General features: G+C 60.8%; 22 protein-coding genes. 13 read left to right on the top strand and 9 right to left on the bottom strand.

Features of this window, described 5'->3' with window-relative positions; all coding sequences use genetic code 11:
* Positions 1–197: 197 nt before the first annotated feature.
* On the bottom strand, positions 198–4,046 hold the full coding sequence (locus F7R20_RS29335) for a sensor domain-containing protein (RefSeq protein ID WP_003205761.1): 3,849 nt from the start codon (positions 4,044–4,046) through the stop codon (positions 198–200).
* A 271-nt stretch (positions 4,047–4,317) separates the two neighbouring features.
* Between F7R20_RS29335 and ettA the strand changes: the two genes are divergently transcribed.
* Positions 4,318–5,982 carry an energy-dependent translational throttle protein EttA gene (ettA, locus tag F7R20_RS29330; protein WP_003205759.1) on the top strand — a complete coding sequence of 555 codons (1,665 nt, stop codon included), beginning with the start codon at positions 4,318–4,320 and terminating at the stop codon, positions 5,980–5,982.
* 155 nt (positions 5,983–6,137) lie between these two features.
* Here ettA and F7R20_RS29325 read toward each other — a convergent pair whose 3' ends face one another.
* The 4 genes from F7R20_RS29325 to F7R20_RS29310 all read right to left on the bottom strand — a co-directional run bounded on the left by F7R20_RS29325 (position 6,138) and on the right by F7R20_RS29310 (position 9,595).
* Positions 6,138–6,629 (bottom strand): GreA/GreB family elongation factor, encoded by a 492-nt coding sequence (locus F7R20_RS29325; RefSeq protein WP_003205758.1) that lies wholly within the window; start codon positions 6,627–6,629, stop codon positions 6,138–6,140.
* A 74-nt stretch (positions 6,630–6,703) separates the two neighbouring features.
* Positions 6,704–7,060: a hypothetical protein gene (locus F7R20_RS29320; protein WP_003205756.1), complete on the bottom strand. Its 357-nt coding sequence runs from the start codon at positions 7,058–7,060 to the stop codon at positions 6,704–6,706.
* Between the two features lie 104 nt (positions 7,061–7,164).
* Positions 7,165–9,018 (bottom strand): Lnb N-terminal periplasmic domain-containing protein, encoded by a 1,854-nt coding sequence (locus tag F7R20_RS29315; protein WP_003205755.1) that lies wholly within the window; start codon positions 9,016–9,018, stop codon positions 7,165–7,167.
* 88 nt (positions 9,019–9,106) lie between these two features.
* On the bottom strand, positions 9,107–9,595 hold the full coding sequence (locus F7R20_RS29310; RefSeq protein ID WP_003185616.1) for a DUF3015 domain-containing protein: 489 nt from the start codon (positions 9,593–9,595) through the stop codon (positions 9,107–9,109).
* A gap of 274 nt (positions 9,596–9,869) precedes the next feature.
* Here F7R20_RS29310 and F7R20_RS29305 point away from each other — a divergent pair, with 274 nt between their 5' ends.
* The 4 genes from F7R20_RS29305 to F7R20_RS29285 all read left to right on the top strand — a co-directional run bounded on the left by F7R20_RS29305 (position 9,870) and on the right by F7R20_RS29285 (position 14,462).
* Positions 9,870–12,308, top strand: a complete 2,439-nt coding sequence (locus F7R20_RS29305; protein WP_003205753.1) for a Lon protease family protein — start codon at positions 9,870–9,872, stop codon at positions 12,306–12,308.
* 368 nt (positions 12,309–12,676) lie between these two features.
* On the top strand, positions 12,677–13,018 hold the full coding sequence (locus F7R20_RS29295; protein ID WP_013694243.1) for a PA4575 family protein: 342 nt from the start codon (positions 12,677–12,679) through the stop codon (positions 13,016–13,018).
* Positions 13,019–13,151: 133 nt separating this feature from the next.
* The gene (locus F7R20_RS29290; RefSeq protein ID WP_003205748.1) at positions 13,152–13,640 is read left to right on the top strand and encodes a TIGR00645 family protein; all 489 of its coding nucleotides are present in this window, start codon (positions 13,152–13,154) and stop codon (positions 13,638–13,640) included.
* 204 nt (positions 13,641–13,844) lie between these two features.
* Positions 13,845–14,462: an FKBP-type peptidyl-prolyl cis-trans isomerase gene (locus tag F7R20_RS29285; protein ID WP_003205746.1), complete on the top strand. Its 618-nt coding sequence runs from the start codon at positions 13,845–13,847 to the stop codon at positions 14,460–14,462.
* 134 nt (positions 14,463–14,596) lie between these two features.
* On the opposite strand, the gene F7R20_RS29280 is transcribed toward F7R20_RS29285, so the two are convergent.
* The 3 genes from F7R20_RS29280 to F7R20_RS29270 form a co-directional block, all read right to left on the bottom strand.
* Positions 14,597–14,854 (bottom strand): PA4570 family protein, encoded by a 258-nt coding sequence (locus F7R20_RS29280; protein WP_003205743.1) that lies wholly within the window; start codon positions 14,852–14,854, stop codon positions 14,597–14,599.
* A 206-nt stretch (positions 14,855–15,060) separates the two neighbouring features.
* Positions 15,061–15,402 (bottom strand): zinc ribbon domain-containing protein YjdM, encoded by a 342-nt coding sequence (locus tag F7R20_RS29275; RefSeq protein ID WP_003205741.1) that lies wholly within the window; start codon positions 15,400–15,402, stop codon positions 15,061–15,063.
* Between the two features lie 204 nt (positions 15,403–15,606).
* A complete protein-coding gene (locus F7R20_RS29270) occupies positions 15,607–16,575 on the bottom strand; it encodes a polyprenyl synthetase family protein (RefSeq protein ID WP_003205740.1) in 969 nt (322 codons plus the stop codon).
* Between the two features lie 239 nt (positions 16,576–16,814).
* Here F7R20_RS29270 and rplU point away from each other — a divergent pair, with 239 nt between their 5' ends.
* The 6 genes from rplU (at position 16,815) to F7R20_RS29240 (ending at position 22,875) form a co-directional block, all read left to right on the top strand.
* A complete protein-coding gene (gene rplU, locus F7R20_RS29265; RefSeq protein ID WP_003176051.1) occupies positions 16,815–17,129 on the top strand; it encodes a 50S ribosomal protein L21 in 315 nt (104 codons plus the stop codon).
* 35 nt (positions 17,130–17,164) lie between these two features.
* Positions 17,165–17,422 carry a 50S ribosomal protein L27 gene (gene rpmA / locus F7R20_RS29260; RefSeq protein WP_003205738.1) on the top strand — a complete coding sequence of 86 codons (258 nt, stop codon included), beginning with the start codon at positions 17,165–17,167 and terminating at the stop codon, positions 17,420–17,422.
* A gap of 190 nt (positions 17,423–17,612) precedes the next feature.
* Positions 17,613–18,836: an Obg family GTPase CgtA gene (gene cgtA / locus F7R20_RS29255; RefSeq protein ID WP_003205736.1), complete on the top strand. Its 1,224-nt coding sequence runs from the start codon at positions 17,613–17,615 to the stop codon at positions 18,834–18,836.
* 337 nt (positions 18,837–19,173) lie between these two features.
* The gene (gene proB / locus F7R20_RS29250) at positions 19,174–20,292 is read left to right on the top strand and encodes a glutamate 5-kinase (protein WP_003205734.1); all 1,119 of its coding nucleotides are present in this window, start codon (positions 19,174–19,176) and stop codon (positions 20,290–20,292) included.
* Positions 20,293–20,301: 9 nt separating this feature from the next.
* Positions 20,302–20,757, top strand: a complete 456-nt coding sequence (locus F7R20_RS29245) for a CreA family protein (protein ID WP_003205733.1) — start codon at positions 20,302–20,304, stop codon at positions 20,755–20,757.
* 81 nt (positions 20,758–20,838) lie between these two features.
* On the top strand, positions 20,839–22,875 hold the full coding sequence (locus F7R20_RS29240) for a toxin-antitoxin system YwqK family antitoxin (RefSeq protein WP_003205731.1): 2,037 nt from the start codon (positions 20,839–20,841) through the stop codon (positions 22,873–22,875).
* A 379-nt stretch (positions 22,876–23,254) separates the two neighbouring features.
* Here F7R20_RS29240 and rpsT read toward each other — a convergent pair whose 3' ends face one another.
* Positions 23,255–23,533, bottom strand: coding sequence for a 30S ribosomal protein S20 (rpsT, locus tag F7R20_RS29230; RefSeq protein ID WP_003185593.1), 279 nt, complete (start codon positions 23,531–23,533; stop codon positions 23,255–23,257).
* A gap of 254 nt (positions 23,534–23,787) precedes the next feature.
* Between rpsT and murJ the strand changes: the two genes are divergently transcribed.
* Both murJ and ribF read left to right on the top strand, forming a co-directional pair.
* Positions 23,788–25,326 carry a murein biosynthesis integral membrane protein MurJ gene (gene murJ, locus F7R20_RS29220; protein WP_003205729.1) on the top strand — a complete coding sequence of 513 codons (1,539 nt, stop codon included), beginning with the start codon at positions 23,788–23,790 and terminating at the stop codon, positions 25,324–25,326.
* A gap of 129 nt (positions 25,327–25,455) precedes the next feature.
* On the top strand, positions 25,456–26,394 hold the full coding sequence (gene ribF, locus F7R20_RS29215; RefSeq protein ID WP_003205727.1) for a bifunctional riboflavin kinase/FAD synthetase: 939 nt from the start codon (positions 25,456–25,458) through the stop codon (positions 26,392–26,394).

Genomic DNA, 26,394 nt, shown 5'->3' with positions numbered 1-26,394 from the left:
GAAAAGGGGGGCATTCTACCTCAACCGGTTTTGGAAGGCATATGAAAGGGCGTCATGTCGCGGACGAATGGGTTTCACGCAAGAGGGGTGTTGCCTGTACTGGCTCATCGCGGGCAAGCCTTGCTCCCACAGAAGCCCTCGTTCCCCTGTGGGAGCAAGGCTTGCCCGCGAGAGGCCGGCCCAGATAGTACAAGGCCTCAGTCGAGCATGAACAACGCATCATTGCTGAACTGCGCTTCAAACCGGGTGGCTGGCATCGGCCGGCCGAACAGGTAGCCCTGGACTTCGTCGCAGCCGTGCTCGCGCAAGAAGTCCAGTTGCTCGTGGGTCTCGACGCCCTCGGCGATCACCGCCAGGTTGAGGCTGTGGGCCATGGCGATGATCGCCCGGGCGATCTGCGCATCCTGCTCGCCGGACGGCAGGCCGTCGACGAAGGTGCGGTCGATCTTCAGCACATCGATGGGGAATTGCTTGAGGTAGTTGAGCGACGAATAACCGGTGCCGAAGTCATCGACGGCGATGCTCAGGCCCAGGTTTTTCAGCCCGGCCAGGATCTGCATCGCCTCGCTGACTTCGCGCATCAGGATACTTTCCGTCAGTTCCAGCTCCAAGCAGGCCGGCGGCAGGCCGGTGCTGCGCAGGATATTGGCGATGCGCGTGCCCAACTGGCCGTCGGAGAACTGCCGGGCGGAAATGTTGACCGAGACCTTCGGCACCCGGACCTTGGCCTGGTGCCACGTCCTGAGCTGCCGACAGGCTTCGGCGATGACCCAGTCGCCGACGTCCACCACCAAGCCGAGCTCTTCGAGTACCGGGATGAAGTCCCCCGGCGGCACCAACCCGCGTCGCGGATGGCGCCAGCGCAGCAGTGCTTCGGCGCCAGTCAAACGTTTGCCATCGCCGCTGAACTGCGGCTGGTAATACAGCACGAACTCGTTCTGTTCCAGGGCGTGGCGCAGGTCGCTTTCCAGCTCCAGGCGCTCCAGGGCGCTGGCGTTCATGTCGGCCTGATAGAACTGGAAGTTGTTCTTGCCACGCTCCTTGGCGTGATACATGGCCGTGTCGGCGTTCTTCATCAATTGGCTCAGTTCGTTGCCGTCCTGGGGGCTCAGGGCGATACCGATACTGGCGGTGACGAAGAACTCCCGGCCTTCGAGCACGAATGGCCGGACCAGGCTGGCGAGGATCTGCTCGGCTACGTTGATGGCCCGGTTCAGCGCCATTTCGCGGCTGGCGCGCGGTTGCAGCAGCAGGGTGAATTCATCGCCGCCCATGCGCGCCACGGTGTCGTCGTCGGCGACGCAGCCGAGCAGGCGCGTGGCCATTTCCTTGAGCATCCGGTCGCCGGCGGCATGCCCCAGGGAGTCGTTTATCGGCTTGAAGCGGTCCAGGTCGAGGAACATCAGCACGACCCAGGTCTTCTGCCGGTCGGCCGATTGCAGCGCGGTGTGCAGGCGATCCTGGAACAGCGTGCGGTTGGGCAGGTGAGTCAGGGCGTCGTAATAGGCCAGGCGATGAATGCGCTGCTCGCTGGCCTTGCGCTCGCTGATGTCGCTGAAGAAGCATACATAGCTGGCCAGGTCGCCCTCGTCATCCAGCACGGCCGTGATGCCGACCCAAGCCGGGTAATGTTCGCCATTGCGGCGCTTGAGCCAGACTTCGCCTTCCCAGGTGCTGTGCTGTTGCAACTGCTTGAGCACGTAGCGCAAGTGGGCTTCCTGCTGTTCGTCCACGGTCAGCATGTTGGGCAACTGGTCCAGCACTTGCGACACGGCATAACCGCTGACGCGACTGAAGGCTTCGTTGGCCTGGACAATGTAGCCGGCCGGGTCGGTGATCAGGATCGCCGAGGTCGAGTGCTCGAAGACCGTGGCGGCCATGCGCAGGTCTTTTTCAGCGCGACGCTGCTGGCTGATGTCGCGACCAACGCCGAGCACGCCTTCGAACGCGCCGTGTTCATCCCACACCAGTACCAGCCGCAGCTCGATGGGAATCTTGCGCCCGTCGGCACGCAGGCAGTCGAACAGGAACAACTGGGTCTGCATCTGGTTGCGCAGCTCGGCCAGTTGTTCGGGCTTGTCGAGGGCCTTGCTGACCCGGTCCATCAGGCTGTAGATGCCGGTCAGCTGTTGCGGATTGGCGATGATCGATTGCCAGCCGTTCTGGAAGATCCAGTCGGCGGTGTAGCCCAGCACCGCCTGCACCGACGGGCTGACGTAGTTGAGCGAAAGCTTGTTGTCGGTGGAGAAAATCACGTCGCTGATGCTTTCGGCGAGCATCCGGTAGCGTTGCTCGCTGTCACGCAGCGATTCGCTGGCCTCGATCTGCTCGGTGACGTCCTTGGCCACACCGATGATTCGTGTCACCTGATTGTCCCGGTCCCGGGCCAGTGCCTGCTCGCGGATGTCGAAGCAGCGCCATTTGCCATTGCGATGGCGAAAGCGCAGTTGGCATTGCAACAATTGCGTGTACCCGCCCCGCCGTTGTGCCTGGCGCAGGCCGTGGTAGTGATCGGCATCGTCGCTGTGCAGCAGGATTTCCCAGAAGTACTCGCCCATCTGGTGCAGCTCGGTGCGGTCGTAGCCCAGGGTCTGGCCCAGGTGGTGGTTGCTGAAGATCATCCGCTGGCTGATGACGTCCTGCACATAGAGATGATCCGGCACGGTGCGCACCACGTCGGACCAGAAACCCTCGCGTTCGAGCAACGAGAGCTCGATCAGCTTGCGGCTGGTGATGTCGCTGATGCTCAGGATGACCGCGTTATGGTCTTGCTGTTTTTCCGGCAGGCGCAGCACCAGCCACAGGTGCTGGTCGCGGCCATGGGCGTCCTGGAGTTTGATTTCCAGTTCCAGTTGCTTGTGTCGATCGAGCAGCGCTTCGAGCAGCTTCGAGCCAACGGGGTTGTTGTCCTGCGCACCCTTGCCGACCAGCAGTTGCCAGGCCTGGTCGCAGGAATCGACGTTGAGCAGTTTCAACGCCATCTGGTTGACTTCGGTGACGTGGACTTCCTGGCGCAATTGCTCGAGTTGATGGGAAGTTTTCGTCCAGGCGCGCAATTGATCGCCCGTGTGCAGGCCGGTCCGCTCAAAAAAGGCCTTGAGCCCCGACAGATCCAGCACGCACAGGGCCACGCCGGTGCCTTCGAAAATATCCTGGTAGCGCCGCCGACCTTCATGCAACTGCCGCTGACGCCGGCGTATGTTCAAGAGCGCAATCACCGGCAACAACGAAAACGCCAGGCCCAGCAGGCATTTGCCGATGAAGGCCGGCAGCAGTTGTTCGATCACCTGGCGCCTGTCGAACAACCCCCGCAGTTGCCAGTCGCTGCTGCTCAAGGGCACGGTCAGTACGGTGTTCTCCAGGTCATCCGGGGACAAATGGGTAGGGCTGCTCGAGGGCAGGCTTTCGTCGCGGCTGATGATCTGCTGGTTGAGACGGTTTTCCACCAGCCACAGCGGGCGCAGCCCCATATCGGTCTGCTTGGTCAGGGTGGAGAAAAACTTCGGGTTCAGGCGCAGCGCCCAGTAGCCACGGCTGCTACCGCTGGCCTGGTGCAACAATAGATGCACCACGGAGCCGTCTTCGGCATTGCTGAAGTAATGGGCCTGGGCCCGGCTGCGCCGCACCAGTTCACCCAGGTAATCGGCGTCGTGGCTGTCGGCGTCGCTGTCACTGAGCACTCGGCCGGAGGGGCTCAGCAGGGCCAGGCTGCGCAATTCGGGGAGCGATTGCTGGAGTTTGCGCACCAGGGCCCGCTGTTCGTCGCCTGTTTGGGGTTGTTCGACAATCGGTAGCAGGTTGAGGGCGATTTGCGCGTTCAGGGCCATGTTCAGGCTGACCTGCGCGGCGAGATCGGCGGTGTAGTCGATGGTGTATTGGCGTTGTTGCTGCTGGGTTTCGCGCAGTTGGTCGAGCAGTTGCCAGAACAGCAAGCCGAGTAACAGCAGCACCAGCGTGGCCAGTCCGCCCTTCAATGTCCCGCGCAGGGGCGAGCCGGGCACGACAGCGGGTGCGCGAGGGGACAGGGGCGGAGTGACGTTGGACAAGCTGTAATCCTGCGGTTTGCTGGACTGGCGCGACGTGCACTATAAGCCGGACGCCCGAAGGGCGGCTAGCATGCCTTGACTTGTGGCAAAGTGCCAGCCCTTGGCGGCTGGACCTTGACCGACGGTTGAGGTAGCTTTGCCGGTCAAACAAGAGCGTTCCAGCTCCAGATTCCCAGGCTCTATCCGCCCGCAGGCATTGATGACCGTCAAGTGCCGGTGCCGCGCATGGCCTGGCTCGTTCTTTTCACCTGTCACTGACGCTAGGTTCACCATGGCTCAATACGTCTTCACCATGCATCGGCTGAGCAAAGTAGTTCCGCCGAAGCGGGAAATCCTGAAAAATATTTCACTGTCCTTCTTCCCCGGCGCCAAGATCGGCGTACTGGGTCTCAACGGTTCGGGTAAGTCCACGCTGCTGAAAATCATGGCCGGCGTCGATAACGAATTCGACGGCGAAGCCCGCCCGATGCCGGACCTGAACATCGGCTACCTGCCCCAGGAACCGCAGCTGGACCCGAGCAAGACCGTCCGTGAAGTGGTCGAGGAAGCGGTCAGCGTGATCAAGGACGCCCAGGCGCGCCTCGACGAGGTCTATGCCGCCTACGCCGATCCGGATGCCGACTTCGACAAGCTGGCCGCCGAACAGGCCAAGCTCGAAGCGATTCTGCAGGCCAGCGACGGCCACAACCTGGATCGCCAGCTGGAAGTCGCCGCCGATGCGTTGCGCCTGCCGGCCTGGGACGCGAAGGTCGAACACCTGTCCGGTGGTGAGAAGCGCCGTGTGGCTCTGTGCCGCCTGCTGCTGTCGGCCCCGGACATGCTGCTGCTCGACGAACCTACCAACCACCTGGACGCCGATTCCGTCGCCTGGCTCGAACACTTCCTGCACGACTTCCCAGGCACCGTGGTTGCGATCACGCACGACCGTTACTTCCTGGACAACGTCGCCGGCTGGATCCTGGAACTCGACCGCGGCGCAGGCATTCCGTACGAGGGCAACTATTCGGGCTGGCTGGAGGCCAAGTCCGATCGTCTGGCCCAGGAATCCAAGCAGCAGTCGGCTCATGAAAAAGCCATGAAGGAAGAACTGGAGTGGGTGCGCAAAGGCGCCAAGGCCCGTCAGTCCAAATCCAAGGCACGTCTGCAACGCTTCGAGGAAATGCAATCCCAGGAATTCCAGAAGCGCAGCGAAACCAACGAGATCTACATTCCGGCCGGTCAGCGCCTGGGTGACAAGGTCATCGAGTTCAAGAACGTCTCCAAGGGTTATGGCGACCGCGTGCTGATCGACAACCTGTCGTTCTCCATGCCAAAAGGTGCCATCGTGGGTGTGATCGGCGGTAACGGCGCGGGTAAATCCACGCTGTTCCGCATGCTGATGGGCAAGGAAACGCCGGATTCAGGCAGCATCGAAATCGGTGAGACCGTGCAACTGGCCTGCGTCGACCAGAGCCGCGAAGACCTGGACGGCAGCAAAACCGTGTTCCAGCAGATCTCCGACGGTTCCGACCAGATCCGCATCGGCAACTATGAAATCCCGTCGCGCACTTATGTGGGCCGTTTCAACTTCAAGGGCGGCGACCAGCAGAAGTTCGTCAAGGACTTGTCCGGTGGTGAGCGCGGTCGCTTGCACCTGGCGTTGACCTTGAAGGAGGGCGGCAACGTCCTGCTGCTCGACGAACCGTCCAACGACCTCGACGTCGAAACCCTGCGTTCCCTGGAAGAAGCCTTGCTGGACTTCCCGGGCGCCGCCATTGTTATCTCCCACGATCGGTGGTTCCTCGATCGCGTGGCGACCCACATCCTGGCGTACGAAGACGACTCGCAAGCGGTGTTCTTCGAAGGCAACTACACCGAGTACGAAGCCGATCGCAAGAAACGCCTCGGCGAAGCTGCTGCCCAGCCGCATCGCGTACGGCACAAGAAATTGGCCTGATTCGGTCGGTTGCATGAAAAACGGAGCCTTCGAAGGCTCCGTTTTTTTATGGATGCAAATCCATTGTGGGAGGCTTAATTGATGGGGCTACCCGAGCACCGGGTAATCTCGGGTCTTGTTAGAGGCTTCAGGCATGTTTAAACAGACTGGCAGTATCACTGGAGATCGATCGCAACGACCTCTATAGCGAGATTCCCCAATGGTCGTTCCCATGTCACCTCATCGCCAACCTTTGCCCCCAGCAACGCCCTTCCCAGCGGCGAGCCCCAGTTGATCAGCCCACTGGCCGCATCGGCCTGGTCTTCCCCGACCAATTGCACTCGCTGCTCGTGGTCCTGTTCATCGACAAAGGTCACCCAGTGGCCGATCCGCACTTGATCGGATGAAGTCGGCGCAACGACCTGGGCGCTTTGCAGGCGCTGCGTGAAATAGCGCAGATCCCGCTCAAGGTCGGCGATCCGCTGCTTGTCCGCCAGCTCCCCACGGCTCGCCTGCTGGGCGTGTAGCGCCTGCAACTCGGCGACCCGGGCCTGTAGCTGGGCAAGTCCTGTGGGCGTGACGTAGTTGGGTTGCGCGCTGACCTGGCGCTCGACCGGCTGGTCGGCCTGGGCAGCGGCGTTATCTTCGTTGACGAAGGCGCGGCTCATGGCATTTGCTCCTCTGCATTGGAGTTTGGGCCATGGTTGCAGGGTTTTGGTTTCGACGGATGTCTGTACGCGACTTATTGCGAGCGATAAGCCCGGGCGGCGTCCTGGTCTTTCTGTAGCTGCCAGGCCCGTTCACGTTCGTCCCAATGGCGCTCGCGATAGGCATTGCGCTCTTCGTTCTCGCGCATGGCCTGGCACTGGCGGAAGCCATCGCTCCAGCCCTCGGCATAACGCGGATCCTTGAGGTAACGCGGCACATCTTTTCTGAATTGGCCGGTGATCACCCCGGCGGCTTGCCGGCCGCTGCTGCAACCGTCGTCGTAGCCGTCGGCGAACGCTGGTGGATAACCCCGGGCGATCAGGTCTTCGTGGGTGGTTTCACAGCCACCGAGCAACATCAACACACTCAGGACCACTGTCGCACGCTTCATTTCTGCTTTCCTGCCGAATCCCGCTCATACAATAAGTCTAGGAGTGGATTCGTCAGTAAGGCGTGAAAGCGTGGTGATTAATCCGTTCGTTGCCTAGGCCATGGTCAGTAGTGGTACCACTTCACCTCGAGCATCACTTCGTTCTCCGGCGAGGCCAATTGGCTGAATTCCCGCTGGGCACTCAGGCGCAGGCCGAGGTTGCGGGACAATTCCCATTGTTGATTCAAGCTCAGGCTGCGGCGCACTTCGCCGTTGACGAAATAATCACCCTTGGCTTCCAGGCTCAGGTTGCCCAGCGGGTTTTTCCACAGCACACCGCTGTTGAAACCGGCGGCCGGGGCGATGAATTGGGCGAAATCGTTGTTGTGCTCGACCCGTACCGTGCCCAGGGCAAAGCCCAGCACCTCTTCGCCCAGCGCCCAGGTGCCACCGGCGCCGCCGTTGACGTGGCTGACCAGGGTTTCATCGTCGTGTTTGCCTGGCACCCGCTCCAGGCCGCCGGTGACCTGCCAGGACAGCGGTTGCAGCAGCTCGTTGCGTGGGGTCAGGGAGCGAATGGTCGCCAGGTCCAGTTGTTGCACCTGCCAGTCATTGCCTTCGTACTGGCGCAGTTTCAATTGCAGGATTTCGATCTGTGCGCCCAAGGGGAAGCTCTCGGCGTTGTCGTTCAGATCGTGATAGGCCATGCGCAAGCCATACTCGCCGAACGCCCGGTCGCCCCGGGTGCCGAGGCCGGCCTGCCAGGTGCGTGATTGGTGGCCGTCCTCGGGCAGGCCCGGTTGCGGGATATCGAGTTCCGGCGCGGGGTTCTGGTTGATTGCCCGCAACAGTTCGAAACTGCGCTGGGAGCGCTGCGGATCACGCTCCTGGCCGTTGGCGCGATAGCGCTCCAGGCGATAGGCCGCATCGATGATCAGCGCCTGGCGTTCGCGCGGCAGCGCCTTGAAGCCGGGGGCTTGCAGTTGCTGCTGGTCGGCGCTGACTTTCAGTACCCATTGCTGTTCATCATCGCTGAGCGGTTCGGCGCGGCTGAGCAGTTCCCGTTCACGGGACGGTCGATACTGGATGCTTTCCACCAGGCCGGATTCTTTCACTGCCTTGACGGTGTCGGTGGGAATCGCGGTCAGCGGGAATTGTTCGGTCAGGCGCAGGCTGGGGCGAGCCACTTGCAGCAATTCGAGCAGGCGATAGGAGCAGTTTTCGTCGAAGAAAAAATAGTCGAACTGAATCTGCTTGAGTTCCCAGACGTGCTCGACCATGCGCTCGGTTTCCGCCTGGCTCAGGTTCAGGCGATATTCCCACAGGTCGCGGTTCTCCAGGCTACGGTACTCGGAGAGTTTTTCCTGGTACGGCACCAGGGCGAACAGGCCGGGATAACCGCCCATCAGGCCCTTCCAGGCATAGAGGATGCTGTTGTCCGAGCCTTCGATGTAGGCGCCGAAATTGATCGCATAGCTGAGCAGGGCGGTCTTGTCGCTTTGCACATCGGCCTGGTCGATGCGCAGCAGGGTGTGGCCGAACATCGAGGAGGGACTGTTCAGGTACGCGGCGGGGAAGATCATCACCGCGCTGTGGGGCGAGACGTCCTTGAACCATTGGTTGAAGTCGCCGCAGTCGACGGCCGGCAGATCCGTCAGGTTGAGCTGGGCCTTGAGCCAGCGCGTGCGCGCCGGGTACACGCACTGGGCATGCTGCTGGCCGGCGCTGGCCGGGCCGTACAGGGCTTTTAGCGTGGCGCTCAGTTCACGCTCGGGATGTTCGTTGCCATCGGGCGCGAGGAAGAATTTCTTGTCGCTGATATAGCTGCGCCAACCGCCGAGCTTGGCGGTTTCGTAGTGGCCCAGGGAAATCCAGAAGCGGTCATTGGCCAGTTGCTGCAAACGTTGAGGGTCGACATGAGGCGCGGCGGACAGCGGGGCGCACACACAGAGCGCCAGCCAGGCAAGGCGTTTGAGCATAGTCGGCTACTTGGAAAGGCGAAAAATAAAGACCGAAGGGGCCCCAAAAAGAAAACCCGCTCCCCGAGAGGAGCGAGTGGTGTCGAGCTTAAGCTTGAGTGGCGTACTTGGCCAGGCGAGGATCGCTTTTCAGCACGGCCAGGGTGTTGGTATGCACGTCTTCGGCGGTTACGTCAGCCTTGCTGAAGATCTGCTGGAAGTGCTCGTGGGTGACGGCAGAGAAATGTGCGCGGTCTTCCGGCGCTACGCCCAGTACCACGGCATAGGTGGTCAGCGCTTCGCCCTGACCCTTGGCCATGTCTTCGGACAGCTCGTTCATCATGCCATTCATGGCCAGCCAGGACTTGCCACCGTAGGTCAGTGCAGCATTGGTCGAGCACCCGTTGGTGCCGGAGGTCATGCCGAAGGTCGCGTTACCGGAAGTGCCGTTGGTGGTGGATGCCAGGAAGTGTGCCGGAGTGCCACGCTGACCTTCGAACAGCATGTTGCCCCAGCCGCAATCCGGGCCGCCCGGCGCCTGAGCCATGGCGTTGATGGATACAGCGGTGAAGAGAGTACCGAGAAGAATCCGTTTCATAGCTATGTTCTCTTTATGTGCATACCAATGGACAGGGTCTGGCCCCTACAGCTGCCAGTGGGCCGGTTATTGTTCCAGCCGCGCAATTTGGAGTTTAGGCACGATCCGAGGGTTCCGTGACATTTTGCAAAAACATTACTGGGGATCGCCTGTTTACGGGGCCCCGCCTGGGGTTTTCCCATTGACTATGCTTTGGTCTGAGGCGCTCCTTGCCAGTCAGGTACAGGCAGCGCCAGAATGCCGCTATCTGCCCCGCCTGATGTAAGGAAGCCCGATGCCTGATCCTGTTGCTGCCAGCTTGCGTCTAGCGCCCGAAGCGCTGACCCGTCCGTTTTCCGCTGAACAGTTCAGCTTCTCTACCACCAATGATCTGGAGCCCTTCCGCGGTGTGCTTGGCCAGGAACGTGCGGTCGAAGCCTTGCAGTTCGGCGTGGCCATGCCGCGCCCCGGTTACAACGTATTCGTCATGGGCGAGCCCGGCACTGGCCGGTTTTCGTTCGTCAAACGCTACCTCAAGGCCGAAGGCAAGCGCCTGCAGACCCCGGCGGACTGGGTCTATGTCAACAATTTCGATGAGCCCCGCGAACCCCGTGCCCTGGAACTGCCGTCAGGCACGGCCGGTGCTTTCATCGCCGACATCAACGGCCTGATCGACAACCTGCTGGCGACTTTTCCGGCGGTGTTCGAGCACCCGTCCTACCAGCAGAAGAAAAGCGCGATCGACCGCGCCTTCAACCAGCGCTATGACCGCGCCTTGGACGTGATCGAGCGCCTGGCGCTGGAGAAGGATGTCGCGCTGTACCGTGACAGCAGCAACATTGCCTTCACGCCGATGAGCGAAGGCAAGGCCCTGGATGAAGCGGAATTCGCCCAGTTGCCGGAAGCCGAGCGCGAGCGTTTCCACGAGGACATCTCGGGCCTGGAAGAGCGCTTGAACGAAGAGCTCGCCAGCCTGCCGCAATGGAAGCGCGAGTCCAGCAACCAGTTGCGCCACCTCAACGAAGAAACCATCACCCTGGCTCTGCAACCATTGCTGGCACCGCTGTCGGAGAAATACGCAGAGAACGCTGCGGTCTGCGGCTACCTGCAGGCCATGCAGGTCTATCTGCTCAAGACCGTGGTCGAGCAATTGGTGGACGACAGCAAGACCGACGCCATCGCCCGTAAACTGCTGGAGGAACAGTACGCCCCGAGCCTGGTGGTCGGGCATCCATTCAGTGGCGGCGCGCCGGTGGTGTTCGAGCCGCACCCGACCTACGACAACCTGTTTGGTCGCATCGAATACAGCACCGACCAGGGCGCGCTCTACACCACGTACCGGCAGTTGCGTCCGGGTGCCTTGCACCGGGCCAATGGCGGTTTCCTGATTCTCGAAGCGGAAAAAATGCTCGGTGAGCCGTTCGTGTGGGATGCGCTCAAGCGTGCCCTGCAATCGCGCAAGCTGAAAATGGAATCGCCGTTGGGTGAGCTGGGCCGGCTGGCCACGGTGACCCTGACGCCGCAGCACATTCCGCTGCAGGTCAAGGTCGTGATCATCGGCGCCCGCCAGCTTTACTACGCCTTGCAGGACCTGGATCCGGACTTCCAGGAAATGTTTCGCGTGCTGGTGGATTTCGACGAAGACATCCCGATGGGCGACGAAAGCCTGGAGCAGTTCGCCCAGTTGCTCAAGACCCGTACTTCGGAAGAGGGCATGGCGCCGCTGACCGCCGACGCGGTGGCGCGCCTGGCGACCTACAGTGCGCGTCTGGCCGAACACCAGGGGCGCTTGTCGGCGCGTATCGGTGATCTGTTCCAACTGGTCAGCGAGGCGGATTTCATTCGCCAACTGGCCGGTGACGAGATGACCGACGCCGGTCATATCGAACGCGCCCTCAAGGCCAAGGCCACCCGCACCGGGCGTGTCTCGGCGCGAATCCTCGACGACATGCTGGCGGGGATCATCCTGATCGACACTGCTGGCGCGGCCGTGGGCAAATGCAACGGGCTGACGGTACTCGAGGTCGGCGACTCTGCGTTTGGTGTGCCAGCGCGGATTTCTGCCACGGTGTACCCGGGCGGCAGCGGTATCGTCGACATCGAGCGGGAGGTCAACCTCGGCCAGCCAATCCACTCCAAGGGCGTGATGATCCTCACCGGTTACCTGGGCAGTCGTTATGCCCAGGAATTCCCGCTGGCGATCTCGGCCAGCATCGCCCTGGAGCAGTCCTACGGTTACGTGGACGGCGACAGCGCGTCCCTGGGCGAGGCGTGTACGCTGATCTCGGCCCTGTCGAAGACGCCGCTCAAGCAGTGCTTCGCCATCACCGGCTCGATCAACCAGTTCGGCGAAGTGCAGGCGGTGGGCGGGGTCAACGAGAAGATCGAAGGCTTCTTCCGCCTCTGCGAAGCCCGCGGGCTGACCGGTGAGCAAGGGGCGATCATTCCCCAGGCCAACGTCGCGACCCTGATGCTCGACGAGAAAGTGCTGGCCGCCGTGCGCGCCGGGCAGTTCCACGTCTACGCGGTGCGCCAGGCCGACGAAGCCCTGAGCCTGTTGGTGGGCGAGCCTGCTGGCGAGCCGGATGAAAACGGCGAGTTCCCGGAGGGCAGCGTCAACGCCCGCGTGGTGGAACGGCTGCGGGTGATTGCGGAGATGATCAGCGAAGACGATATCAAGGAAGCGGAAAAGGAACTGGCGCAGCAGGCATTGGCGGAGGCCAAGCCGGCTTGATGTTTTCCTGACCGCAGCTAGCCCCCCCTGTGGGAGCTAGCTTGTGGGAGAACAGCCTGTGGGAGCAAAGCTTGCTCGCGATAGCGTTTGTCCAGTCAACAGAAATGTTGCATGCGACAATCTCATCGCGAGCAAGCTTTGCTCCCACAGGCTTGCTGTCACCATCAATGTTTTGGGGATTATTGCTAAAAAGTGCCACCACTTTGGCGTCAATATTCACACTGTGACCGCTCGGCGTATTCTGGTCTCGAAAGTCCTTGCGACCGGAACTTTTCTTCTATCCTCAGCTCAAGGATAACGAGAGTCATCATCGGATCGAAACAGCCTCCTCCCGGGGCTGAATACCGGATCTACCGAGGGGCGCCGCCATGTCGCGCAACCTTTGCCTCACTCGTCAATGCCTGGGCCTTGTCACCCGTATCGAATGCGCCATCCGCCCCCTGGCGGGAGATACCGGTATGTGGACCTTGCTCTTCGCCGCCGGAATGGCCGGTGAACAACCTTCTGCCATCAAGGCCCAAGGGCCATTCCCCGGCCCGACTGCCGCCGAATCCATCCTCGATACCATTGTGCAAAGCCTGACACTGCACGGCTATGAGCTGGCCGACGACCCGCAGATCTGGTCCCTGCACATGCAAGCTCAACTGCGTGAAATCAATGGAGGCCGTTGTCGCAATGTCGGCGGCTTCGAGTTTCGTCCGCTGCATTGAAGGCCATCACCGCACGGGCACCGGCAGTAAAATTTTGACACAAGAGCAGGGACCAGGGAGGGGCCCGGCATTTGTGGGGCCGGTCGTGGCTGATATACTCGCCGCGATTTTTTCAGCCCTGGTGTGAGATTCAATGGAACGCTTTATCGAAAACGCAATGTACGCCTCCCGTTGGCTGCTGGCGCCGATCTACTTCGGGTTGTCCCTGGGCCTGTTGGCCTTGGCGCTGAAGTTCTTCCAGGAAGTCTTTCACGTCATTCCCAACGTGTTTTCCATGGCCGAGTCCGACCTGATCCTGGTGCTGCTGTCGTTGATCGACATGGCGCTGGTGGGCGGCCTGCTGGTGATGGTGATGATTTCCGGCTACGAGAACTTCGTCTCGCAACTGGATATCGGCGACGACAAGGAAAAGCTCAACTGGCTGGGCACCATGGACTCTTCGTCGCTGAAGATGAAAGTCGCCGCCTCGATCGTGGCCATTTCCTCCATCCACCTGCTGCGCATTTTCATGGACGCCAAGAACGTCGATCCCGAGCACCTGATGTGGTACGTGATCATCCACATGACTTTCGTGGTCTCGGCATTTGCCATGGGCTACCTGGACAAACTGACCAAGCACTGAGGTCCGCTCACCGCGCTGGCGCAACGCCCGCCTGTAGAATTGCAGGCGGGCGTTGTCGTTTCTGGCGGCCTGCTTTGACGCAGGGGGCTCGTCACCCGCGGTGGCATCTGTGCTAGTCTGCTCGCCCTTTTGGTTCCGGGCGCTCCGGGAGGCGCTGTGTCACGCACGGCAACTCTCGAGCCGTCCGCACAGCGGAGCAGCATCATGTCCGAAGTTAACCTGTCCACCGACGAAACCCGCGTCAGCTACGGCATTGGCCGTCAGTTGGGCGACCAACTGCGCGACAACCCGCCACCGGGTGTGAGCCTGGATGCGATCCTGGCCGGCCTGACCGACGCGTTCGCCGGCAAGCCAAGCCGCGTGGGCCAGGACGAGATGTCCGCCAGCTTCAAGGTCATCCGTGAAATCATGCAAGCCGAAGCCGCTGCCAAGGCTGAAGCCGCCGCTGGCGAAGGCCGTGCGTTCCTGGCCGAAAACGCCAAGCGTGAAGGCATCACCACCCTGGCTTCCGGCCTGCAATTCGAAGTGCTGACCCAGGGTGAAGGCGCCAAGCCGACCCGTGAAGACCAGGTGCGTACCCATTACCACGGCACCCTGATCGACGGCACTGTGTTCGACAGCTCCTACGATCGTGGCCAGCCAGCCGAATTCCCGGTAGGCGGCGTGATCCCAGGCTGGACCGAAGCCCTGCAACTGATGAACGCCGGCAGCAAATGGCGTCTGTACGTGCCGAGCGAACTGGCTTACGGCGCTCAAGGCGTTGGCAGCATTCCACCGCACAGCGTGCTGGTGTTTGACGTCGAGCTGTTGGACGTACTGTAAGACCCTGCCCGGTTTTACTGCCGGACAAAAAACTGTGGGAGCGAGCTTGCTCGCGATGGCGGTCAGTCAATCGATATCGATGTTGAATGACACACCGCTTCGCGAGCAAGCTCGCTCCCACAGGGTCAGGTGCTTCATCCGTGGAACCTGCCGCTGAAATCACCCGTCGGGCGCAATGCCCGGGCGTAGCAGAACAGGAACAGATTGCGCACCAGTTCCTTGAGCACCAACGGTTCACTGGAGTTGAGGCTGTTGAGGTCCAGATCCCCTTGGTCCTGCAGCTCGTTCAAGGCTTCTTCTTCAAGCACCGCACAGACTTCCCCGGTTTCCCGATGCAGGATCCTGAGGTAGGGATGTGGGCGGTCCAGCCAGGCATCGATCAAATAAGTCATGGTTCTCATCTCCTTGATGGGGTTCGATGAGAATAATTCTTATTCGCTAAATAGCAAGGCTCTATTGGCGTTGCGATTGTTTTTCTGACGATGGGTTATGGCCGCTCAGGACGGCTGGCACTTGGCTAACGTCCGAGAAATGGGGCTGAAGCGCAGAGGGCGAAGCTCCATCCCACACGCGGGGTGTGGAATGGAATACAGCAGGATCAGACTTTTCTGACGAACTCGGATTTGAGTTTCATCGGGCCGATGCCGTCGATCTTGCAATCGATGTCGTGGTCGCCATCGCACAGACGGATGTTCTTGACCTTGGTGCCGACCTTGACCACCAGCGACGTGCCCTTGACCTTGAGGTCCTTGATCACGGTGATGGTGTCGCCGTCCTGCAGGACGTTGCCGACCGAATCTTTCTTCACGGTATCGTCGGACACTGTTTCAGCTTCGCCGCTGGCGGACCATTCGTGGGCACACTCCGGGCAGACCAGTTGAGTACCGTCTTCGTAGGTGTATTCGGAATTGCATTTCGGGCAGGGAGGCAACGTGCTCACTAAGGTTCCTTGGGTATCAGGAGGACAAAAGGGCGCACATTATATAGGGTTTTGTTGCGAAAGAGGGACGGTGCTGCGTTTGGATATCCTGTGGCGAGAGGATTTGTGGGAGCAAGGCTTGCCCGCGATGGCGACTATGCGATCCTTCAGAAACCGAGTCGCCGGTATCGCGGGCAAGCCTTGCTCCCACAAAAGCCCTGTGTGTCAGTGCGTGCGAGCCACCGCAAACTCGCTCAGTTCCACCAGCGCATCGCGGTATTCGCTGGCCGGCAGGGCGTCGAGGCATTTGATCGCGCGGGCGACGTAGTCACGGGCCAGGTTCGCGGTGTAGTCCAGCGAGCCGGACGCTTCGACCGCGACACGGATGCTTTCCAGGTCTTCGATCCCGCCTTTCTGGATCGCCTGGCGAACCAGTGCTGCCTGTTCAGGCGTGCCCTCGCGCATGGTGTAGATCAGCGGCAGGGTCGGCTTGCCTTCGGCCAGGTCGTCACCGACGTTCTTGCCCAGGGTCTCGGCGTCGCCCTTGTAGTCCAGCAGGTCGTCCACCAGCTGGAAAGCCACGCCCAGGTGGTCGCCGAAGGTGCGCAGCGCTTCGCTCTGTTCGGCGCTGGCACCGGCCAGGGCGGCGGCGCTGTGGGTCGAGGCTTCGAAGAGCATCGCGGTCTTGCCGCGGATGACTTCCATGTAGGTTTCTTCGGTGGTGCTGGCATCGCGTACCTTGGACAACTGCAGTACTTCGCCTTCGGCGATGATGCGCGTGGCCTGGGACAGGATTTTCATCACCGGCATCGAGCCCAGCTCGACCATCATTTCGAACGAACGCGAATACAGGAAGTCGCCCACCAGCACGCTCGGGGCATTGCCCCACATGGCGTTGGCGGTCGAACGGCCACGCCGCATGCCGGACATGTCGACCACGTCGTCGTGCAGCAGGGTCGCGGTGTGCAGGAATTCGATGGTGGCGGCCAGCAGGCGCATGTCGTCGCCTTCGCGACCCAGGGCCTTGCCGCACAACAGCACCAATAAAGGACGCAGGCGTTTACCGCCGGCCGATGTGATGTAGTCGCCGATTTTCGATACCAGCGGCACTCGGGAAGTCAGCTGCTTCTTGATGATGCCGTCGACGGCGCTAAAATCGTCCGCCACCGCGCGGTAGAAAGCTTGGGGTTGCATCAGCGACAGGTGCTCCAGAAGGGTTGCGCGGCATGCTAGGACCCCCACCCAGGCCTGTCAAGGCGCGATGGACGGCTACTTGCAAGGCTCTCTTGGCTTGCGTACAATCGCGCACCCTGAACTTCCTGGGCAGCACCTGCCTTACGCAATTGCATTAGGGCCTTCCAGCCCATGCAGCCATGCCAGCCAATACCTCTTCTTATAAAGCGCTGGGTGAGCAGGATTATCGGAGAAATACCATGTCGTACGCAGTAATTGTTACTGGTGGCAAGCAATACAAGGTCGCCCCAGGTGAATACCTGAAGATCGAAAAACTGGAAATCGCTACCGGCGAATCCGTGACTTTTGATCGCGTTCTGTTGGTCGCCAATGGCGATGACGTGAATATCGGCGCTCCAGTCGTTGCTGGCGCTACCGTTGTGGCTGAAGTGATCTCCCAAGGTCGTCACGATAAAGTCCGCATCATCAAGTTCCGTCGCCGTAAGCACCACATGAAGCGTATGGGCCACCGCCAGTGGTACACCGAGATCAAAATCACCGGTATTCAGGCTTAATTTCAGCCTAATTCCTCACTAGGAGAATTGAACTCATGGCACACAAAAAAGCTGGTGGTAGTACCCGTAACGGTCGCGACTCAGAAGCCAAACGCCTTGGCGTGAAGATGTATGGCGGCCAGGCTATCAAAGCAGGCAACATCATCGTGCGTCAGCGCGGCACCCAATTCCACGCTGGCTACGGCGTGGGCATGGGTAAAGATCACACCCTCTTCGCTAAAGTCGAAGGCGTGATCAAGTTCGAAGTAAAAGGCGCCTTCGGTCGTCGTTACGTAAGCGTTATCGCAGCTTAATTGCGAGACCGCTGGAAAAGCCCTGTCTTGCGACGGGGCTTTTTCGTTTGTGGGGTGAGTCTCTTGCAAAACTGTTTGTATGGGCTGTCGGCGCTGCGGTTGGGGCGTGTCATCAGGTCGCTGCGCTCATTTTTGCAAGAGTCTTATGTCTTGTTTTTTTGGCTCGTCCGTATGGCGAGAGGCGTGTGTCATGAAGTTTGTTGATGAAGTATCGATTCGAGTAAAGGCCGGCGACGGCGGCAATGGTTGCATGAGTTTCCGTCGGGAAAAGTTCATTGAAAACGGTGGCCCGAACGGCGGTGACGGGGGCGACGGCGGCTCGATCTACATGCTCGCCGACGAAAACCTCAACACCCTGGTGGACTACCGTTACACCCGGCACTTCGATGCCGAGCGTGGCTCCAACGGCGGCAGCACCGACTGCACCGGCAAGAAGGGCGAAGACCTGATCCTGCGTGTGCCGGTCGGTACCACGGTGATCGATTCGGCCACCCAGGAAGTGATTGGCGACCTGACCAAGGCTGGCCAGCGTCTGCTGGTCGCCCATGGCGGCTGGCACGGCCTGGGCAACACCCGTTTCAAGTCCAGTACCAACCGTGCGCCACGCCAGACCACGCCAGGCAAGCCAGGCGAGCAGCGTGACCTGAAGCTGGAAATGAAAGTGTTGGCCGACGTGGGCCTGCTGGGCTTGCCGAACGCCGGTAAAAGTACCTTTATTCGCTCGGTGTCGGCGGCCAAGCCGAAAGTGGCCGATTACCCGTTCACCACCCTGGTACCGAACCTGGGCGTGGTCAGCGTCGACCGCTGGAAGAGTTTCGTAATCGCCGACATTCCAGGCTTGATCGAAGGGGCTTCCGAGGGTGCAGGCCTGGGGATTCGTTTCCTCAAGCACTTGTCCCGTACCCGTCTGTTGCTGCACCTCGTGGACATGGCGCCGCTGGATGAAACCAGTGCCGCCGATGCCGCCGAAGTCATCGTCAACGAACTGACCAAGTTCAGCCCGGCCCTGGCCGAGCGCGACCGTTGGCTGGTGCTGAACAAGTGCGACCAGATCCTTGAAGAAGAGCATGAGGAGCGGGTCAAGGAAATTGTCGATCGCCTGGAGTGGGAAGGTCCGGTCTACGTGATCTCGGCCATCGCCAAAGAAGGCACCGAGCGCCTGTGTCACGACATCATGCGTTACCTGGAAGATCGCGCCGACCGCCTGGCCAACGATCCGGCCTACAAGGAAGAGCTGGCCGAGCTCGATCAGCGCATCGAAGACGAGGCCCGTGCCCAGTTGCAGGCGCTGGACGACCAGCGTGCCCTGCGTCGCAGTGGCGTCAAGTCGGTCCATGACATTGGTGACGACGATTGGGACGAAGAAGATGTGGATGACGAGGACGGTCCGGAAATCATCTACGTTCGCGACTGATCTTGTGCTGATGCCGCTCAGTTGAAGCTAAGGCCTATGTGAGCGAATCTGTGGGAGCAAAGCTTGCTCGCGATAGCGATTTTACAGCCAGCAAAGGTGTTGGATGTGACGATGTCATCGCGAGCAAGCTTTGCTCCCACAAGCTCGCCCCCACAGGGATTCTCGGGTGGCTGGCATGGGGCAGGTTTAACTGGTCCAGTGCGGTGTTATCATCGCAACCAGCCGGTTTCCAAGGCGCCGCTCATTCGAGCGGCGTTTTGGTATCTGTAAAACGCAAATACGAATAATCCCATGGGCGGCGCTGGGTCGCGTCGTTCGCTGGCAAAGGTTGAAGATAATGCGGAGCAAGGTGACGGGTGCGCAGCGCTGGGTCGTGAAGATCGGCAGCGCACTGCTGACGGCGGATGGCAAGGGCCTGGACCGCCAGGCAATGGCGGTGTGGGTCGAGCAGATGGTGGCCTTGCATGAGGCTGGCGTCGAGCTGGTATTGGTCTCTTCGGGGGCCGTGGCAGCCGGTATGAGCCGTTTGGGCTGGACGTCGCGACCCAGCGCGATGCATGAGCTGCAGGCCGCCGCCGCCATCGGCCAGATGGGCCTGGTGCAGGCTTGGGAATCAAGCTTCGCCGAGCACGGTCGCCATACGGCGCAGATCCTGCTGACCCACGACGACCTGTCCGACCGCAAGCGCTACCTCAATGCCCGCAGTACCTTGCGCGCGCTGGTGGAGCTCAAAGTCATCCCGGTGATCAACGAGAACGACACGGTGGTCACCGACGAGATTCGTTTCGGCGATAACGACACCCTGGCGGCGCTGGTGGCGAACCTGGTGGAGGCGGATCTACTGGTGATCCTCACGGATCGCGACGGCATGTTCGATGCCGATCCGCGCAACAATCCCGATGCCAAGCTGATTTACGAAGCTCGTGCCGACGATCCTGCGCTGGACGCGGTGGCGGGCGGCACGGGTGGTGCGCTGGGCCGTGGCGGCATGCAGACCAAACTGCGCGCTGCGCGTCTGGCGGCGCGTTCCGGGGCTCATACCATCATCGTGGGTGGGCGCTTGGAGCGGGTGCTGGACCGCCTGAAAGCCGGCGAGCGGATCGGTACCTTGCTCTCCCCGGAGCGCGGCATGCTGGCAGCGCGCAAGCAGTGGCTGGCTGGGCATCTGCAGACCCGTGGCACGTTGGTGCTGGATGCTGGCGCGGTGGCGGCCCTGTCCCAAGGCAACAAAAGCCTGCTGCCAGTGGGTGTGAAGCTGGTCCAGGGCAGTTTCCGTCGGGGCGAAATGGTGGTGTGCGTGGCGCCGGACGGTCGTGAGATCGCCCGTGGCCTGGCCAACTACAGCGCGCTGGAAGCGCAGAAAATCATCGGTCAGTCGTCTGATGCGATTGTCGGTCTGTTGGGTTACATGGCGGAGCCCGAACTGGTTCACCGTGACAACCTGATCCTCGTCTAAGGAAAAATCATGGGTTTGGCAAAAGGATTGATCGGCTTGCTGTTGGCGGTGCCGCTGCTGGCTTCGGCTGAAGAAATTGGCCAAGTGTCGACGGTGTTCAAGTTTGTCGGGCCGAACGATCGGATCGTGGTCGAGGCGTTCGACGATCCCAAGGTGGATGGCGTGACCTGTTATCTGTCGCGGGCCAAGACTGGCGGCGTGAAAGGCGGCCTGGGCCTGGCCGAGGATCGCGCCGAGGCGTCCATCGCCTGCCGCCAGGTCGGGCCCATCAGCTTCAAGGGTGAGCTCAAGGACGGCGAAGAGGTGTTCCGTGAGCGCACTTCGCTGGTGTTCAAGACCATGCAAGTGGTGCGATTCCTCGACAAGAAGCGCAATACGCTGGTGTACCTGGTCTACAGCGATCGCGTGATCGAGGGCAGCCCGCAGAACGCGGTGACGGCTATTCCGATCTTGCCTTGGCGTTAAGTCGCGAATGGCGGGCGAGCCGATCGGCTCGCTTTTTTTATCTACATGGATTTGTTGTGCTTTAGGCGCGAAGGGATTCGTATGCGTGCGTTTTTGCTGCTGTTTGTATTGGGTTGTTCGGTGTCGGTCGGGGCTTTGGCTGAGCCGTTTTATAGCGAAAAACCCTTGGCCCATCCGCTGATAAAAACTTCCCAGGAGAGTGGGGCGACGCTGGCATTTATCCGCGAAGCCGAGGGTGTCGTAGGCTACTCATGCCTGTGTGATTCGCCGGATGGCGTCCCGCAAATGCTCGACAGGTATGGCGATGCGAGTGTCGAGTCGGTGTTCTACGCCAGCCTCGACAGTGCTCTCCAGACACTGGTCGTGCTGTCACGGGCAAAGGGGCAGTACGCTCTTCATGGCTATCGGTTCGTGCCGTCCACTGGCGGGTATCGCCGGCTCGAGACGTTGCAGCCGGTATTGGATCGTATAGCCGCTGATCGCAAGGTCCTCACTGCCGCGCTGGTCCAGAAAGAGCTGGGCAAGTTGCCGCCCTACGATTACAGCGCTGTGTTGCCCAGGACCGGTGTCGCCGAGTTCGACACGCTGGAGCCCGCGAGTGGCACGCTGGTGGGCTACTTTGGCGTCGACGGTGTCCCGGCGTCAGTGGGGCAACCGCCGGAGGATCCTCATCGCGACACCTACAAAAAGACTTTCCAGCAGCGCGAAGGGCGCTGGCTCACGCTGACTTACGAGCGCGTGCCGCCTCAGGACGAGGATGTGGGTTCTGCCTATCGTGTCAGCAGGATGGCTTGGGAAACCGATCCGAAGGTGTACCAGGGTTCCGAGGATGGGGCCTGGGCGGCCTTGGGTAATGGGCGGCTCTGGGCGCTGGGTGTCTATGTTCAGGGCAAGAGGTCGGGCAAGTGGGCGGAATTCGACGAGTCGGGCTACGCGTCCACCGGCACCTATGTGGATGGACTGCGCCAGGGGCCGTGGGTCGTCAGTGATGGGGGCACGGTTTCCAAGGGTATGATCGTCGACGATTTCTATGAGGGGCGCTGGACGATCGAGGCGCGTGACGATGAAAAGCAGATGTCTGGCTTCGATACTTACAAGCATGGTGATTTCGACGGGCCCTCCGAGCGCGTGCGTCATGGGGAGGTTGTCCAGCGCGGCGATTTTGTGGCGGGGCAGCAGCACGGGGACTGGATAATGCCTTGGGGTGAGGGGCGTTATGTGCAGGGCGTCCGGGAAGGTCGTTGGACCTTGAGAATGGACGGCGGTGGTGTCCAGACTGTGGATTTTGTCGCCGACAAGAAGCAAGGCGAATTGCGCGAAGTGGATGCCGCGGGTGTGTTGCGGCTCGTCGAGCATTACCGCGCGGGTGTGCTGGATGGCTTGAAAGAAGCCTGCGCGGCCAATGGCAAGCTCACCTATTCGGCCAACTATGCCAACGGCCAGATCGAGGGGCGGGCGCTGACCTACACCGATGACGGTGCCGTGCTGCTTTCGGATATCTCGTGGCGCCATGGTTCGCGAGAGGGTGCCTTTCGTCTCTATCACCCCAATGGTCAACCCGATACGGTGGCAATGTACGAGGGGGATGAGCCCATCGGTAACGTGCAATCATTTGATGCGACTGGGCTGTTGATCGCGGACAGGAACTATTGCCACGTGCCTGATGGGAAATACACCCGTATCAAGCTTTGCGGCAAGCAGCGCGGGGCTTTCAACAACGGGCATTTCGACTCGGAGAGTGATTACCTGTTCGGTAATGAGCAAAGCGCCCGCCATACCCAGGACGGGCGCAAGGTCCGGGAGGTGTTGTTGGGGCCTGATGATCGCGTGACTCACAACGAGTACTACCCCAGCGGCCAGTTGAAGTTCTCCGAGGCCAAGCAGGGCTTTCGCCTGATAACGGTCGAGGGGCGCGAATACAGGGACTACTCGTACGCCAAGCGCGAAGGGGAGACGGTCTACTACTACCCGACAGGTGTGGTTGAGCGCCGCATGAACTTCAAGGGCGACAAGATAGTGGGTTGTTACACCGGCTACGACGAGGCGGGCGTGCAGAATTTCCCGCCACCTGGTGGTTGTCCTCCGCCCAAGCCGGTGGTTTTCAATTTTGGGGAATAGTGCAGGGCTTTAGTGGAGATATCTGTTTTCACTGACACCATCGCGAGCAGGCTCGCTCCCACAAGGGATCTGTGGTGAGCAGTGGATATGCAGCGCCCGAGAGCCAATGTGGGAGCCGAGCTTGCTCGCGATAGCGGTGGCACATCCAGCATGGATGCAAGCTGACTCTCCGCCATCGCGAGCAAGCTCGGCTCCCACAGGGATTTGTGGTGGGTGCGATTTGTGTGAGCTCTTCGGAATCAATGTGGGAGCGAGCTTGCTCGCGATGTGGTGGCGCATTCAGTATTAAGGCAAGCTGATCCACTGCTCCCGCAAGGGGGGGTAAATCGCAGGCAATAAAAAACCGACCCTGAGGTCGGTTTTTTAACGAGCGCGTCGCTTAGGCAGCAGCGGCAACGTTCAGGGCCTTTACGTGGCCATTCAAACGGCTCTTATGGCGAGCAGCCTTGTTCTTGTGGATGATGCCTTTATCGGCCATGCGGTCGATAACTGGCACAGCCAGAACGTAAGCAGCTTGAGCTTTTTCAGCGTCTTTTGCGTCGATGGCCTTAACTACGTTCTTGATGTAGGTACGGACCATGGAACGCAGGCTGGCGTTGTGGCTGCGACGCTTCTCAGCCTGTTTTGCACGTTTTTTGGCGGAAGGTGTGTTGGCCACCGTCGAGCTCCTCGAAAGACTTTTTGGGAAATAGCAAACAAAATAGGCCGCGAATCATGCCGATGAGTTGAAGTCTTGTCAAGGGCGGGTGACGCGTTCCGCTGAATGGCAGGTGCTGCGCACCGAAGGATTTCTTTCCGGCGTGCGACCTGTAAACTCGCGGGCTTTGGCTCTGCACTGTTTAGCGGCGCGGAGTATCGCACAAGTGGGCGCGTTGTTCGCCTGCTGTTTATCGACAGGCAAAAACTCTTTTCATGAATCTGCTCAAATCGTTGGCCGCCGTCAGCTCTATCACGATGCTTTCCCGCGTCCTGGGGTTCGTTCGCGATACGTTGATCGCACGGATATTCGGCGCCGGGATGGCCACCGACGCCTTCTTCATCGCCTTCAAGTTGCCCAACCTGCTGCGGCGGATCTTCGCCGAAGGGGCGTTCTCCCAGGCCTTCGTGCCGATCCTGGCGGAATATAAGAGCCAGAAGGGCGACGAAGCGACCCGCACGTTCATTGCCTACGTCACTGGCCTGCTGACGTTGGTGCTGGCGCTGGTCACGGCGGCCGGCATGCTCGCCGCGCCATGGGTGATCTGGGCCACGGCCCCGGGTTTCACCGATACGCCAGAAAAATTCCAGCTCACCTCGGACCTGCTGCGGGTGACCTTTCCTTATATATTGCTGATTTCCCTGTCGTCCCTGGCCGGGGCGATCCTCAATACCTGGAACCGCTTTTCCGTACCGGCTTTTGTACCGACCCTGCTCAACGTCAGCATGATCGTGTTCGCGGTGTTCCTGACGCCGTATTTCAATCCGCCGGTGATGGCCCTGGGTTGGGCGGTGCTGGTGGGGGGGCTGGCGCAATTGCTCTATCAACTGCCGCACCTGAAAAAGATCGGCATGTTGGTCCTGCCACGGCTGAACCTGCGCGACAGCGGCGTGTGGCGGGTGATGAAGCAGATGTTGCCGGCGATCCTCGGGGTGTCGGTGAGCCAGATTTCCCTGATCATCAACACCATCTTTGCCTCGTTCCTGGTGGCTGGCTCGGTGTCGTGGATGTATTACGCCGACCGCTTGATGGAGCTGCCGTCCGGCGTGCTGGGTGTGGCCCTGGGCACGATCCTGCTGCCAACCCTGGCCAAGACCTACGCCAGTCAGGACCGCCAGGAGTATTCGCGCATCCTCGACTGGGGCCTGCGCCTGTGTTTCGTGCTGGTCTTGCCCTGTTCCCTGGCCCTGGGAATCCTGGCTGAGCCGCTGACGGTTTCGCTGTTCCAATACGGCCAGTTCAATGCCTTCGACGCCTTGATGACCCAGCGTGCGCTGATCGCTTACTCGGTGGGCCTGCTCGGGATCATCGTGATCAAGGTGCTGGCGCCGGGGTTCTATGCCCAGCAGAACATTCGCACGCCGGTGAAAATCGCCATTTTCACCCTGGTAATGACGCAGTTGTTCAACCTGTTGCTCATCGGCCCGCTGGCCCACGCCGGCCTGGCCCTGGCGATCAGTGCCGGCGCGTGCCTCAACGCCGGGCTGCTGTTTTATCAGTTGCGCAAGCAGAAGATGTATCAACCGCAGCCGGGTTGGGGCAAGTTCGGTCTCAAGCTGCTGGTGGCCGTGGCGGTGATGTCGGCGGTTTTGCTGGGGGCGATGCATTTCATGCCGGCCTGGGGCGAAGGGCAGATGCTCGAGCGTTTCCTGCGCCTGGGTGCGCTGGTGGTTGCCGGCGTGGTGGCGTATTTCGGCATGTTGCTGCTGATGGGGTTCCGTCTGCGTGACTTCAATCGCAAGGCCTTGAGCTGAGGGCAAGCCCTCGATAATCCCGGAGTGGGCAGTGGTTTTGTCGGTTCGATCACTTTGGGGTGCGGTGTTGCCTGTCGTCGGCCGCCGGGTGTGGTTATAATCGGCCACTTTATGAGCAAGAAGCGCGTTATGCAGCTGGTTCGAGGCCTCCACAACCTGCGCCCCCAACATCGGGGCTGTGTCGCCACTATTGGCAACTTTGACGGTGTTCACCGTGGCCACCAGGCTATCCTGGCGCGGCTGCGCGAGCGCGCGCTGGAATTGGGCGTGCCGAGCTGCGTAGTGATTTTCGAGCCGCAGCCGCGGGAATGTTTCGACCCGGCCACTGCCCCGGCCCGTCTGGCCCGGTTGCGCGACAAGCTGCAATTGCTGGCCGCCGAAGGCATCGACCGGGTCCTGTGCCTGGCCTTCAATCGGCGCCTGAGCAAGCTCAGCGCTGCTGCCTTCGTCGAGACCATCCTGGTGGACGGTCTGGGCGTGAAGCATCTGGAAGTGGGCGACGATTTTCGCTTCGGTTGCGACCGGGTAGGCGATTTCAACTACCTGCAACAGGCCGGTATCGCCCAGGGTTTCACCGTCGAAGCGGCGCAGACTGTCGAGATCGATGGCTTGCGCGTCAGCAGCACCCAGGTCCGCAATGCCCTGGCGGCTGCCGACTTTGAATTGGCTGAGCGCTTGCTTGGCCGGCCGTACCGGATTGCCGGGCGGATCCTGCATGGGCAGAAACTGGCGCGCCAATTGGGCACGCCGACGGCCAACGTGCAACTCAAGCGTCGGCGTGTACCGCTCACCGGGGTATTCCTGGTGAGTGTCGAGATCGACGGCAAGACCTGGCCCGGCGTTGCCAACATCGGTGTGCGACCCACGGTCCAGGGCGATGGCAAGGCTCACCTTGAAGTACATGTTCTGGATTTTGCCGGCGATCTGTATGACCGGCGTTTGACGGTGGTTTTCCACCATAAGCTGCGTGAAGAGCAGCGTTTTGCCTCTCTGGAGGCGCTCAAGACGGCGATCCATGCAGATATCGCCGCCGCCCGTGCCCTTGTCGCAACCAGCGCCAATCGCTAA

The organism is Pseudomonas brassicacearum subsp. brassicacearum (assembly GCF_008801605.1).
GTDB classification, from domain to species: Bacteria; Pseudomonadota; Gammaproteobacteria; order Pseudomonadales; family Pseudomonadaceae; genus Aquipseudomonas; species Aquipseudomonas brassicacearum.
This window is presented reverse-complemented; position numbering and strand designations above follow the sequence as displayed.

What these genes read in the sequence shown, in the direction of transcription:
- ettA (WP_003205759.1), top strand. Translation starts at nt 4,318, where the DNA reads ATGGCTCAATACGTCTTCACCATGCATCGGCTGAGCAAAGTAGTTCCG.
- F7R20_RS29325 (WP_003205758.1), bottom strand. Translation starts at nt 6,629, where the DNA reads ATGAGCCGCGCCTTCGTCAACGAAGATAACGCCGCTGCCCAGGCCGAC.
- F7R20_RS29320 (WP_003205756.1), bottom strand. Translation starts at nt 7,060, where the DNA reads ATGAAGCGTGCGACAGTGGTCCTGAGTGTGTTGATGTTGCTCGGTGGC.
- F7R20_RS29315 (WP_003205755.1), bottom strand. Translation starts at nt 9,018, where the DNA reads ATGCTCAAACGCCTTGCCTGGCTGGCGCTCTGTGTGTGCGCCCCGCTG.
- F7R20_RS29310 (WP_003185616.1), bottom strand. Translation starts at nt 9,595, where the DNA reads ATGAAACGGATTCTTCTCGGTACTCTCTTCACCGCTGTATCCATCAAC.
- F7R20_RS29305 (WP_003205753.1), top strand. Translation starts at nt 9,870, where the DNA reads ATGCCTGATCCTGTTGCTGCCAGCTTGCGTCTAGCGCCCGAAGCGCTG.
- F7R20_RS29295 (WP_013694243.1), top strand. Translation starts at nt 12,677, where the DNA reads ATGTCGCGCAACCTTTGCCTCACTCGTCAATGCCTGGGCCTTGTCACC.
- F7R20_RS29290 (WP_003205748.1), top strand. Translation starts at nt 13,152, where the DNA reads ATGGAACGCTTTATCGAAAACGCAATGTACGCCTCCCGTTGGCTGCTG.
- F7R20_RS29285 (WP_003205746.1), top strand. Translation starts at nt 13,845, where the DNA reads ATGTCCGAAGTTAACCTGTCCACCGACGAAACCCGCGTCAGCTACGGC.
- F7R20_RS29280 (WP_003205743.1), bottom strand. Translation starts at nt 14,854, where the DNA reads ATGACTTATTTGATCGATGCCTGGCTGGACCGCCCACATCCCTACCTC.
- F7R20_RS29270 (WP_003205740.1), bottom strand. Translation starts at nt 16,575, where the DNA reads ATGCAACCCCAAGCTTTCTACCGCGCGGTGGCGGACGATTTTAGCGCC.
- rplU (WP_003176051.1), top strand. Translation starts at nt 16,815, where the DNA reads ATGTCGTACGCAGTAATTGTTACTGGTGGCAAGCAATACAAGGTCGCC.
- rpmA (WP_003205738.1), top strand. Translation starts at nt 17,165, where the DNA reads ATGGCACACAAAAAAGCTGGTGGTAGTACCCGTAACGGTCGCGACTCA.
- cgtA (WP_003205736.1), top strand. Translation starts at nt 17,613, where the DNA reads ATGAAGTTTGTTGATGAAGTATCGATTCGAGTAAAGGCCGGCGACGGC.
- proB (WP_003205734.1), top strand. Translation starts at nt 19,174, where the DNA reads ATGCGGAGCAAGGTGACGGGTGCGCAGCGCTGGGTCGTGAAGATCGGC.
- F7R20_RS29245 (WP_003205733.1), top strand. Translation starts at nt 20,302, where the DNA reads ATGGGTTTGGCAAAAGGATTGATCGGCTTGCTGTTGGCGGTGCCGCTG.
- F7R20_RS29240 (WP_003205731.1), top strand. Translation starts at nt 20,839, where the DNA reads ATGCGTGCGTTTTTGCTGCTGTTTGTATTGGGTTGTTCGGTGTCGGTC.
- murJ (WP_003205729.1), top strand. Translation starts at nt 23,788, where the DNA reads ATGAATCTGCTCAAATCGTTGGCCGCCGTCAGCTCTATCACGATGCTT.
- ribF (WP_003205727.1), top strand. Translation starts at nt 25,456, where the DNA reads ATGCAGCTGGTTCGAGGCCTCCACAACCTGCGCCCCCAACATCGGGGC.